Source organism: Megamonas hypermegale (assembly GCF_900187035.1).
GTDB lineage: Bacteria > Bacillota > Negativicutes > Selenomonadales > Selenomonadaceae > Megamonas > Megamonas hypermegale.
Genome location: NZ_LT906446.1, coordinates 1764843 through 1776944 on the forward strand (window position 1 = coordinate 1764843; position 12102 = coordinate 1776944).

A 12102-nucleotide genomic window follows, 5' to 3' on the forward strand; every position below is an offset into this window, starting at 1 on the left:
TTCCATCACCTATTACATAATATTTTGTGGTTTTCCCATCAAATATTTATTGATATTCGTAAAAGCAATAACAGCTCTTTTTTCCATAGCTTCTTTTGTCGCAAAACCAATATGTGGTGTCAAAACAACATTTGGTGCACTGAGAAGTGGATTATCCATTGCAATTGGTGGTTCATTATCAAAAACATCAACGCCAGCACCAGCAATAGTATTATTTTTAAGTGCATCAGCTAATGCTTTAGCATTGACTACAGGTCCACGTGCTGTGTTTATAAGCAATGCTGTTGATTTCATTTTTGTGATATTTTCTGCATTAATTAAGTCTTTTGTCTGCTTAGTGAGTGGTACATGTACAGATACTACATCGCAAGTAGATAATAATTCATCTAAGCCTACAAATTTTATGCCATCAATATCTTTAGGTGTACGGCTATAAGCATATACATCACAACCAAATGCTTTTGCTACATTTGCTACTTTTAAGCCAATAGCACCAGCTCCAATGATGCCGAACTTTTTGCCGCAAAGTTCAAATTGGCTGAGTCCTGCTTTTGTTTTACCTGTGCGAACAGCTTCATCTGCTGCAAAAATATTGCGATATAAATCAACAACCATACCAAAAACCAATTCACAAACAGCTTCATTAGCATAACCAGAACAATTGCAAACCATGATATTATTTGCTTTGCAATAATCCATATCTACATGGTCTACACCGGTAAATGCAACAGAAAGCATTTTTAATTTAGTGCATTTTTCCAATACATCTTTTCTCAAAGGCATATTAGCCAACATTACAATATCTGCGTTTTCGGAACGTTTTATTTTTTCTTCATCATCTTGTGGTGCGCTATTGTAATACACAAGTTCAATATCTTCTGGTAAAAAATCTTGTTTTAATTTTTCTACAGCTTTTTCATCAATTCCTAATGGTTCAATAATTGCTATCTTCACAAATATCCACTCCAATTACTTTAACTTTTTTATAAATTGTCCCAAACATTTATCACTAAAAGATTTTTTATTATAAACTACATTGCCACGAACAATAGTCATCACAGGTAAACCCATTCCTGTTAAACCACAAAAAGCAGAAAATTTATTTTTATATTCTAGCTCATCGGCAACTATCTTCCACGGCTTTTTATCATCAACTACTGCAAAATCCGCATCAAAACCTTCTTTTATAGCTCCTTTTCTGCCATAAATACCAAATACTTTAGCAGGATTTTGTGCCATTACTTTTGCAACAAGTACAGGAGAGCATCCTTTTTTATTCACTGCATAATCCCAAAAAGTTTGCAAACTAGTCTGTACGCCACTTAATCCGCCCCATGCACCGAAAACGCCTTTATCATTTGTCGCATCTTTTTCAGAAATTTGACAAGGTGAATGGTCAGAACAAATACAATCTAATGTTCCATCTACAACATAATTCCATAAATCATCGGCTGCTTTTCTAGAACGCAATGGTGGAGAACATTTAAATATAGCTCCTTTATTTATCAAATCATCACCTGTGAATAATAAATAATGTGCACAGGTTTCCGCTGTTATATTAATGCCCTTTTCCTTTGCTTCTTTTATGCACTGAGCAACTTTCGGATGAGATACATGGCAAATATGTGCTTTGCCTTCTGTTTTCTGTAAAATTTCAATGATATCTTTTACAGCTTTTAATTCAGCTTCTACTGGACGAGCTTTTAAATAATCTTCAGCAGACACTGTACCTTTTTCAATAGCATTTGTTTCATTTTCTTTTATGTTTTTGTAATCTTCACAATGAAAACCTGCTAATCCATCAAATTCTTTTAAAAGTTCTATTCTTTGACGAATTTCATCTAAAGACAATTCTGTGTAGTCTTTACCAGGGTCACACATAAAGCATTTAAAAGCTAAAGCTCCAGCTTCATCCATTTTTTTCAATTCATTTTCATTGCCATGTACTAATCCTCCCCAAAAACCATAATCTACGAAGGATTTATCTTTTAACAATTTTTCTTTACCTAAAAATATATCAGCTGTTGTAACTGCTGGTTTATTTTGCATCGGCATATCTATAACGGTTGTAACACCGCCTTTAGCAGCCGCTTTACTTCCATGATAAAAATCTTCTCGCCATGTATATCCAGGGTCATTAAAATGTACGTGTTCATCAATCACACCTGGAAGCAAATACTTATTATCAATATCTATTACTTCTTTAGCTAATACATCTTTAGAAGTGATAACCTCTATTTTTCCGTCTTTAATGCCTACATTTCCTGTTAATATTTCTTTTTCTGTAACAATTTGAGCATTTCTTATCAATAAATCCAGCATAATACTACTCCTTATTTAACAGTGACAAGTGTTTCATCTACAGATTTTAAAATACTTGAATCTGCATATTTCCCAAAATCTGGTTTATTTGAAATATTATTTGTTTCCTTCATAAAGTCTGCGATTTCACCACAAGAATTTACAAATTTATCATCATATACCATTTGATACTGATTTTGACTCATAATTTTCTTTACTTGTGCTGTATCAAGATTTATTTCTTTTGCTATAATTTCTGCAGCTTCATCAGGATTTTCATTTATAAAATCTGTTGCTTTTTTCAAAGCTCTAAGCATTGCTTTTACCTCTTCTGGATGTTCTTTCAAGAATGTATCTGATACTTGCATAGTAGTATAGAAATTCATCCAGTTTACATCACCTTGTTTATCACCTAAATAAGACTTCAAACCACTGAATAATAATTTTCCTCCATTATTCTGTGCATTGCTTATCCATGGTTCCCAGCAAGCCATTGCATCAATATCACCTTTTTCCAAAGCTGCAATCGCATCACTTGGGCCTAAAGTAACAAATTGAATTTTATTTATATCAACATTTAATTCATTGCACATATTGCGAATAGCAATCATAACGCCAGCACCCGCTGGTATACCTACTTTTTTGCCTTCTAAATCTTTACCATTTACGATATTGGCATTTTTTCTAGCAACTACAGCTTGTGTATTACCAATGTTAGCCATTGGAGCTACGATTTTTACACCTACGCCATTAGCTGCTAAAGCAATATCTGTATACGGTGATTCAAATGAAACCTGTGCTGAACCACCAGATATCAAAGAAGACATATCGCCACCTGATTGTATAAATTTGTTAGTAACGTTCAATCCTTCTTCTTTAAAATAGCCTTTTTTATCTGCAATAATCTGTTGCGCTGAAATCTGTGGGTCAATTACACCATAAGCTACAATTTCTGTAGAAGAAGCATCTTTTGATGCTTCTTTGCTTTTATCTTGTCCGCAACCAGCCATTACGCTTGTCAAAGTCATCGCACAAGCGACAACTGCTATCATTTTCTTCCAATTCATCACAATCCATCTCTTTTCTTATAAGCAAAATTATAATTTCACTTCATCAGGAACTACCTTTTTCAACATCGTTGGGTCTAAATATTCATCAGTATTTGGTACTGATTTAATATTGCCCATTTCTAACATGAAGTTTGCCATATTATTAGCGCCATCAACAAATTGTTGGTCATACTGCATAGTGTATTTGTTTTCTTGCATAATACGTAAACATTCTTTTTCATCTATATTAATGCGTTTAGCTATAATCTTAGCTGCATCTTCTGGATGTTCATTAATATAGTTTGTTGCTTTATCCAAAGCACGCAATAATTTTTCTACTGTTTCTGGGTTTTTATCATAAAAATCTTGAGTTACCTGTAATGTCATATAAAAATCAATCCAATGAACATCGCCTTCTGCTCCTGGTAAATTAGATTTAGTACCACTAAAGAGCAATGTTCCACCATGGTCAATAGCTTTACCAACCCAAGGTTCCCAAGCTGCCATAGCATCGATATCGCCTCTATCTAAAGCAGCTAATTGGTCAGAAACACCTAAATTTACAAACTGAATTTTATTTACATCTACACCTGTAGCTTTGCACATATTTCTAATAGCAATGAGTACACCTGCACCATTAGTCATACCAATTTTTTTGCCTTCTAAATCTTTCGGGCTATTTATTTCAAGACCTTTACGTGCTACTACACTCTGCGTTCCAGCTGCATTAACAAGTGGAGATACAACTTTTACTTTTACACCATTTGCTGTAACAGAAATGTTGTTATACATAGAACCAAAACAAACCTTTGCATCACCACTGGCAACTAATGAAGCGTTTTCATCTGGTCCAGTCATCAATTTGTTTTCAATATCTAATCCTTCTTCTTTAAAAAAGCCTTTTTCTTCTGCGATGATTTGCTGACCTGATACCTGTGGGTCTAATTCTCCATATGCAATCAATTTGCCACTAGTAGCATCATTTTGTGCTTTTTCCTGTGTCTTTTCGCTACCGCATCCACTTAATACACCTAAGCAAAATACAGCACATGTAGCTACTGCTAAAAATTTCTTCCAAAAATTTTTCTTATTCATGTACATTCCCCACTTTCTTGTTAATTTTCTACAGCTTTACTCATACCAACTTTTTTCCAACGGAATAATCTTTTTTCTATCAAAGTTAAAATTCCATAGAAGATTGTATATTCTAAACCAATTAAGGTTGCTGCTAAAAACATATCAGCCATTTTAAACCAGTTCTTAGCATTTACAATAATATAGCCTAAACCTTCAGAAGCACCCATCATTTCTGCTACAACTAAAGCGGAAAAAGTAAGTGCTAAGCTTATTTTCATACCAGCAAAAATATGTGGCATAGCTGATTTAAAAATAACTTTTGTAAATACTTGGAATGGCGTTGCACCTAAGCTACGCGCTGAACGAATTAATACTGGGTCAGTATTTTTTATACCATCAATAACGTAAGTGATAAGCGGTACAAATGTAGCATAAGCGATTAAAGCAATTTTTGAAGATTCACCTATACCAAACCAAATCAAAAACATCGGTAAAAATGCAAATACTGGAATAGGTCCAACAAGATTTAAGATAGGAGTGAATATATTATCAAAATCTCTTTTCGTTGCAATCAATATTCCCAACACAACTGCAATCACTACACCGATTACAAAACCTATTATCATTCGATAAAAACTCATGCCTATATGTCCAATCAATGTTCCATCAATAATATAGTCATAAGCCGTTTCAATAACCATTGCAGGAGAAGGTAAAAATACTGGATTAAACCATTCATTTAAGCCATTTAAATAACTGATTAACTGCCATAAGCCGAAGAAGAATAATAAAGAAAAAATCTTATAATACGTATTCATCCTAGCTCGATGAGCTTCCACTATTTTTCGTGGAATAATTTCTTCTTCAAAATCTGGTTCCACTACATACTGTGACTGTACTAAAAAATCATGTACAGATATCTCTTTATTTTCTAATAGCTGACCATTCATAATACTTCCTCCTTTACTCAACAATTACATCCATATTAGAGCCATCTGTTAAACCCTTAGAGAATAAATCAACGTATTCATTAAATTCTTTTGAACGAATATCTCTAGGTCTTACTAAATTAATTGGTGTATCCATAGCAATGTGTCCTTGTTTTAACAAAATAACTCTATCTGCTAAATAAACAGCTTCTGGAACACTATGTGTAATAAAGAAAATTGTCTTCTTACTTATTTGCCAAATACGAATTAATTCTTTACGCATTGTATCCCTTGTCATTGCATCAAGAGCGCCAAGAGGTTCATCCATTAATAACACTTGCGGATTATTAACAAGTGCTCTAGCAATTCCTACACGCTGTGCCATACCACCTGATAATTCTGCTGGATAAGCATTTTCATATCCTTGCAATCCAATCATATCTATATATTGTTTGGCAATTTTTTCTACTTCAGATTTTTTATGTTTCTTTAGTTTTAAACCGAATTCAATATTTTCTTTTACTGTATACCATGGAAATAAAGCATGCTGTTGGAAAACAACTCCACGTTGTGCTGATGGTCCATTTACATCTACACCATCAACAATAATTCTGCCTTTATCTGGTTTTAAATATCCTGCTAATAAATTCAGCATAGTTGATTTACCGCAACCACTTTTTCCCAAAACACAAATAAATTCTCCTGTTTTTATTTTTAAATTTATATCTTCAAGTATATATTTAGGTTTACCATTAACCTCATCAAAAGATTTATGAATATTTATAAATTCTACACTCATATACTTTCCCTTCCCCAAAACAAAAAGGCGCAAAACTCTTTAATAAGTTTTGCGCCTTTGCAAATTTCATATGAAAATGATGTAATTATTATATGATATAACAAATCTTTCTACAATGTGCATGTAGTTGATATATATTATTTTTCAATATGATATTTGCATAATTCATGATAAAAAAAGACTATGACAAGATAAAATCTCATCATAGTCTTATATCTTTTATTAGTTATTATTTAAAGTAAGCTACGCCAGCTTCAAATAATTTCTGGTCTTTTGCACCAGGTACATTCTTGGATACATATTGTCCAATACGTTCAGAATGTCCCATTTTACCAAGGATACGACCATCTGGGCTTGTAATACCTTCAATAGCCCAAACAGAACCGTTTGGATTAACTTCAATATCCATGGAGATATTGCCATTTTCATTTACATATTGAGTTGCAATCTGTCCATTAGCTCTTAATTTAGCTAAAACTTCATCACTTGCGCAGAAACGACCTTCACCATGTGATACAGCAATACGATGAATATCGCCAACTTTTACGTTGTTAAACCATGGAGAAAGATTTGATACTACTTTTGTTTCTACCATGCAAGATACGTGACGACCGATTTCATTATAAGTGAGTGTTGGGTCATCTTCTGTCAGTTCTTTTATATCACCATATGGTACTAAGCCCAATTTAATAAGTGCTTGGAAACCATTGCAGATACCGAGCATTAAACCATCACGGTTTTTAATCAAATCGCGTACAGCTTCTGTGATACGTGGATTTCTAAACATAGCTGCGATGAATTTACCAGAGCCGTCTGGTTCGTCCCCGCCACTAAAGCCACCAGGTATCATGATAATCTGTGCTTTTTTAATACCTTCAACGATAGCATCTACAGACTGTTCAACCATTGCAGAAGACAAGTTTTTAATTACGAAAGTATCTGCTTGTCCACCAGCGCGGTTAAATGCTTTAGCTGTATCGTATTCGCAGTTAGTGCCTGGGAATACTGGAATGAAGATACGTGGTTTAGCAAAGCTTAATGGGCTCTTTGCAATGCTAGATGCATTGTATACTTCAGAAGCTTTTGTTTCACCTGTAGATTTGCGTACATGTGTAGGGAAAATCTGTTCAAGTGGCTGTGTATATGCTTCTTCTGCTTCTGCAAGATTGATTATATCATCGCCACAAACGATAGTTTTTTCAGTAGTTACTGTACCTAATTCATAAGCATCAGTTGTGATTAAATCATCTAATGCGCTTTCATCATTTAATTCTAAAATGATTGTACCGTAATCACAAGCAAATAAGCTTTCACTATCAAATTCACCAGTAAATTCAAAACCAAGGTTTTCACCAAATGTCATTTGAGTGATTGCAGCAGCAATACCACCAACGCCTACGCTCTTAGCAGCAGCTACTTTACCTTCGATTATGAGTTTATGAATTGTATTAAAGTTGGATATTAATTTATCCATTACAGGCATTTCAAATTCATCGCGTTGTGCTGGAACAACTACAACTTTATGACCTGCCATTTTAAATTCTGGAGATACAACTTTATCTGCTTCTACCATATCAAGTGCGAAAGCAATCAAAGATGGTGGAACTGTCATATCCATGAAAGTACCAGACATGGAGTCTTTACCGCCAATAGCAGCTGTACCGAATTTATGCTGTGCCCAAAGTGCACCTAAAAGTGCAGCAAATGGTTTGCCCCATTTTTCATGGTCTTTACCAAGGCTTTCAAAGTATTCCTGCAAAGTCAAGCGAATTTTACTGTAATCGCCACCAATTGCTACCATTTTTGTAATAGCTTCAACTACGGAGTAAACTGCACCATGGAATGGGCTCCAGCTCATGAGATATGGATTGAAGCCAAATGTCATTGCTGTTGCTGTTTTTGTTGTGCCTTCTAAAAGTGGAAGTGTTGCTACCATACCTTCTGCTGGTGTCATTTGACGACTGCCACCAAATGGCATGAGTACAGTATTTGCACCGATTGTAGAGTCGAATTGTTCAGATAAACCTTTTTGACTGCATACATTTAAATCTTTTAATGTATTAAGCCAAGCATCTTTTACATCATCATTAAATTCTTTTGCTGTTTCAAAATAAGTTTTACCTTCTGGCATTTTGATAACAGCTTCTGTATGTTGTTTTACACCGTTTGTCTGAAGGAAAGAACGTTTTATGCTTACGATATCTTTACCGCGCCAATTCATTACAAGACGAGGTTCTTCTGTTACTGTTGCAACAAGTGTTGCTTCTAAGTTTTCTTTTGCTGCTTCGTCAATGAATTTATCTGCATTTTCTGCATCAACAACTACTGCCATGCGTTCTTGTGATTCAGAAATAGCAAGTTCTGTTCCATCAAGACCTTCATATTTTTTCTTAACTTTATCAAGTTCAATTACAAGACCATCTGTAAGTTCACCAATGGCTACGGCTACACCGCCTGCACCAAAGTCATTACAACGTTTAATCAAACGACTAACTTCAGGATTTCTAAATAAACGCTGTAATTTACGTTCTGTAGGAGGATTACCTTTTTGTACTTCTGCACCACAATGTGTCAATGATTCAATAGTATGTTCTTTAGAAGAACCTGTTGCACCACCGATACCATCACGACCAGTACGGCCACCAACTAAAATGACAACATCGCCTGGTTTTGGTTCAAAACGAAGTACATTTTCTTTTGGAGCTGCAGCTACAACTGCACCGATTTCAAGACGTTTTGCAGCATAACCTTCATGATAAATTTCATGTACTTGACCTGTAGCAAGACCAATTTGGTTACCATAAGAGCTATAACCATGAGCTGCTCCACGAGTGATTTTACGCTGTGGTAATTTACCTTTAATTGTTTCTTCTAAGCTACGACGTGGGTCAGCACTACCTGTTACACGCATAGCTTGGTATACGTAAGAACGACCAGAAAGTGGGTCGCGAATAGCACCGCCAAGGCAAGTAGCAGCACCACCGAATGGTTCAATTTCTGTTGGATGGTTATGTGTTTCATTTTTGAACATAACGAGCCAATCTTCTTGTTTGCCATCGATATCTGCTTTAACTACGATGCTACATGCATTGATTTCATCAGATACATCGAGGTCATCAAGTTTGCCTTCTTCACGTAATTTGCGCATGCCAATTACAGCGATATCCATTAATGTAACATCTTTATGTGTTCTGCCTAAGAGTTCACGGTCATTTAAATATAACTGGTATGCAGCATTTAAAGTAGGAGCATATTTACCATCTTCAATAACTACATTATCAATAGCTGTAGTGAATGTTGTATGACGGCAATGGTCAGACCAATACGTATCAATTACGCGAATTTCTGTGATGCTAGGGTCTCTATGTTCTTCTTTACCAAAATATTCTTGGCAGAACTTGAAGTCTTCTTCGCTCATTGCCAAGCCCATTTCAGAACGTAATTTTTCTAACTGTTCATCATTTAAAGAAGTAAAGCCTGTCATAATTTTTACATCAGCAGGTTCTTCCATTGTCATTGCAAGTGTATCTGGTTTTTCGAAAGAAGCTTCACGTGATTCTACCGCATTAATGCAGTAATTTTTAATCTTTGTAAAAGTTTCATCATCAATAGTACCAACTAAAACAATAACTTTAGCACTACGTATAACAGGGCGTTCTTTCTGTGTAACGAGCTGAACGCATTGTGCTGCTGAATCTGCTGTCTGGTCAAATTGTCCAGGTAAAGCTTCTACAGCAAACATACGACAACCTGTCATCTGTGGTAATTCTTCTTCATAAATTGCATCTACTGGTGGTTCATAAAATACAACAGGTTTTGTCTGTTCGTATTCTTCGTCAGTCAATCCTTCGATATCATAACGACGAATAACTCGCACTTTTTCTACTCCATCTAATTTAAAAAGTTCTTTCAAATCAGCATAAAGTTTCTGTGCTTGAACATCAAAACCTTGGCGCTTTTCAACGTATAATCTTTTAACCAATTTTATTCCTCCTGTAAATTAAGAAAAAAACTCACCTATATTTTACCTTAGAATAATTGTAATGTCCATTATTTAATCTATTTCAGGCACTAAATACGCCATATCTTTAAACAAAATTCAAATAGACCATATGTTTATTTATTCAATTACTATTTTACATAGATTTTACTTATATCTAATACGTTCTTCTCAATCGCGTTTTATACTGTTTAACCGTAAACTAAATTATTTATTGGAGGATATATCATGTTTGACATTGGAAACAAACACTACGAATTTTTTGATATGCTTAATGAACAAGCTAAATACTTTCATGAAGGTGCAAAAGTTATGCACGATGTTATGAATGATTACAGCATAGCTCATACTAAAATGGATGAAATCAGAGAAATTGAACATCAAGCAGATAAAGTTACAGCTGATACTGTTCAAAGATTAAATCAAATTTTTATAACTCCAATTGACCGTGAAGATATTTTTGCTCTTTCTTACGGTTTAGATGATGGTGTAGATAATATTCATGGTTGCTTAGAACGCGTAATCATGTATGAAGTTGGTCAACCAAAAACAGATGGCCCTATCAAATTAACAAATCTCTTAATTCAAGCTACAGAAGAACTTGTAAAAGCAACTGGACTCTTAAAAAATATTCGTGCTAACCAAATTGCAATTCTTGAAGCTACTAATCGTATTTTGAGATATGAAATTGAAGGCGATACTGTATATCGCAAAGAAATGACAGCTTTATTCAAAACTGAAAAAGACGCTATCAGCCTTATAAAATGGAAAGACATTCTTCAATGTTTAGAAGATACACTTGACCAAACTAAACATATTTCTGACACATTAAAAGGAGTTGTTATGAAATATGCTTGAGCAAGCATCCGTATTAATATTTATCGTTATTGCCTTAGCTCTTATCTTCGACTTTGTAAACGGTTTCCACGATACAGCTAATGCAATCGCTACATGCGTTTCAACACGCGCCGTGCCGCCTGCCGTCGCTATCATCATGTCAGCCGTCTTGAACTTCGCCGGCGCTATGATTAGTACAGGCGTTGCCAAAACCATCGGCGGCGATATCGTCCAGTCCGCCTCCATGGTAAATGAAGTCATCATCATTGCCGCTCTGTCTGGTGCCATCATCTGGAACCTGATTACCTGGTGGTTCGGTATGCCGAGCAGCTCCTCGCACGCACTCGTCGGCGGTATCATCGGTGCTGTTATCTTTTCCGTCGGCTTCATGGGTCTGAACGGCTACGGTATTTTAAACATTTTCTTATCCCTCGTTCTTTCACCAATCGTCGCTCTTGTTGTCGGCTGGATTACACTGCATGTGATTTTCGCCATCTGCCATTCCTTCAAACCGGCAACGGTCAACGATAACTGCAACAGACTGCAGGTAGTATCGGCTGCACTCATGGCATTTGCTCACGGCTCCAACGATGCGCAGAAATCCATGGGTATCATCACACTGGCACTTTTAAGTGGCGGTTATATCGGTTCGTTCGATGTTCCAACTTATGTAAAACTTCTCTGTGCCTTTGCAATGGCACTCGGTACTTCCGTTGGTGGTTGGAAAATCATCAGAACTGTAGGTGGTAAAATCTTCCGCATGCAACCTGTCCATGGTTTTTCTGCTGACTTAAACTCTGCCATCGTTATTTTCGGTGCTACTCTTTTACACCTTCCAGTTTCCACAACTCATGTAGTTTCTGGTTCCATCATGGGTGTAGGTGCAGCACAACGCGTCAAAGCAGTACACTGGGATGTTGCTCGTCAAATGCTTACAGCATGGATTATGACCATTCCTTGTTCAGCAATTTTAAGCGGTATTGTTTATCTTATCTTGCATCTTTTCATTTAATGATTTATAAAGACAAATATCTCAAAGTATGTCGCAGCCATATATTTTCTGCGACATATTTTATTTTTTCAATAGCTATCATCAAAAGTATCTTGATT

The 12102-nt window shown here is 35.5% G+C and carries 9 protein-coding genes; 2 read left to right on the plus strand and 7 right to left on the minus strand.

Annotated features, from left to right (window positions below; all coding sequences use genetic code 11):
• Nucleotides 1-12 precede the first annotated feature (12 nt).
• The 7 genes from CKV65_RS08605 to CKV65_RS08635 all read right to left on the minus strand — a co-directional run bounded on the left by CKV65_RS08605 (nt 13) and on the right by CKV65_RS08635 (nt 10137).
• Nucleotides 13-954, minus strand: coding sequence for a 2-hydroxyacid dehydrogenase (locus CKV65_RS08605; protein ID WP_027890047.1), 942 nt, complete (start codon nt 952-954; stop codon nt 13-15).
• 15 nt (nt 955-969) lie between these two features.
• Nucleotides 970-2322: an allantoinase AllB gene (allB, locus tag CKV65_RS08610; RefSeq protein ID WP_027890048.1), complete on the minus strand. Its 1353-nt coding sequence runs from the start codon at nt 2320-2322 to the stop codon at nt 970-972.
• 11 nt (nt 2323-2333) lie between these two features.
• Nucleotides 2334-3368, minus strand: a complete 1035-nt coding sequence (locus CKV65_RS08615) for an ABC transporter substrate-binding protein (RefSeq protein ID WP_027890049.1) — start codon at nt 3366-3368, stop codon at nt 2334-2336.
• A gap of 30 nt (nt 3369-3398) precedes the next feature.
• Entirely contained in the window at nt 3399-4445 is a 1047-nt protein-coding gene (locus CKV65_RS08620; protein ID WP_051177603.1) for an ABC transporter substrate-binding protein, read from the minus strand.
• 20 nt (nt 4446-4465) lie between these two features.
• Nucleotides 4466-5377, minus strand: a complete 912-nt coding sequence (locus CKV65_RS08625) for an ABC transporter permease (protein WP_081654847.1) — start codon at nt 5375-5377, stop codon at nt 4466-4468.
• Between the two features lie 13 nt (nt 5378-5390).
• Nucleotides 5391-6155 carry an ABC transporter ATP-binding protein gene (locus tag CKV65_RS08630; protein ID WP_027890050.1) on the minus strand — a complete coding sequence of 255 codons (765 nt, stop codon included), beginning with the start codon at nt 6153-6155 and terminating at the stop codon, nt 5391-5393.
• 229 nt (nt 6156-6384) lie between these two features.
• Nucleotides 6385-10137, minus strand: a complete 3753-nt coding sequence (locus CKV65_RS08635; protein WP_081654848.1) for a phosphoribosylformylglycinamidine synthase — start codon at nt 10135-10137, stop codon at nt 6385-6387.
• A 246-nt stretch (nt 10138-10383) separates the two neighbouring features.
• Here CKV65_RS08635 and CKV65_RS08640 point away from each other — a divergent pair, with 246 nt between their 5' ends.
• A complete protein-coding gene (locus CKV65_RS08640; protein ID WP_027890052.1) occupies nt 10384-11013 on the plus strand; it encodes a DUF47 domain-containing protein in 630 nt (209 codons plus the stop codon).
• Complete coding sequence (locus tag CKV65_RS08645; protein ID WP_027890053.1) at nt 11006-12004, plus strand: inorganic phosphate transporter; 999 nt, start codon at nt 11006-11008, stop codon at nt 12002-12004. The genes CKV65_RS08640 and CKV65_RS08645 overlap by 8 nt, the downstream gene beginning before the upstream one ends.
• Nucleotides 12005-12102 lie beyond the last annotated feature (98 nt).

Bases quoted from the DNA above. Each gene is read 5' to 3' on its own strand.
- allB (WP_027890048.1), bottom strand. From the start codon at position 2,322: ATGCTGGATTTATTGATAAGAAATGCTCAAATTGTTACAGAAAAAGAA.
- CKV65_RS08615 (WP_027890049.1), bottom strand. From the start codon at position 3,368: ATGAATTGGAAGAAAATGATAGCAGTTGTCGCTTGTGCGATGACTTTG.
- CKV65_RS08620 (WP_051177603.1), bottom strand. From the start codon at position 4,445: ATGAATAAGAAAAATTTTTGGAAGAAATTTTTAGCAGTAGCTACATGT.
- CKV65_RS08625 (WP_081654847.1), bottom strand. From the start codon at position 5,377: ATGAATGGTCAGCTATTAGAAAATAAAGAGATATCTGTACATGATTTT.
- CKV65_RS08630 (WP_027890050.1), bottom strand. From the start codon at position 6,155: ATGAGTGTAGAATTTATAAATATTCATAAATCTTTTGATGAGGTTAAT.
- CKV65_RS08640 (WP_027890052.1), top strand. From the start codon at position 10,384: ATGTTTGACATTGGAAACAAACACTACGAATTTTTTGATATGCTTAAT.
- CKV65_RS08645 (WP_027890053.1), top strand. From the start codon at position 11,006: ATGCTTGAGCAAGCATCCGTATTAATATTTATCGTTATTGCCTTAGCT.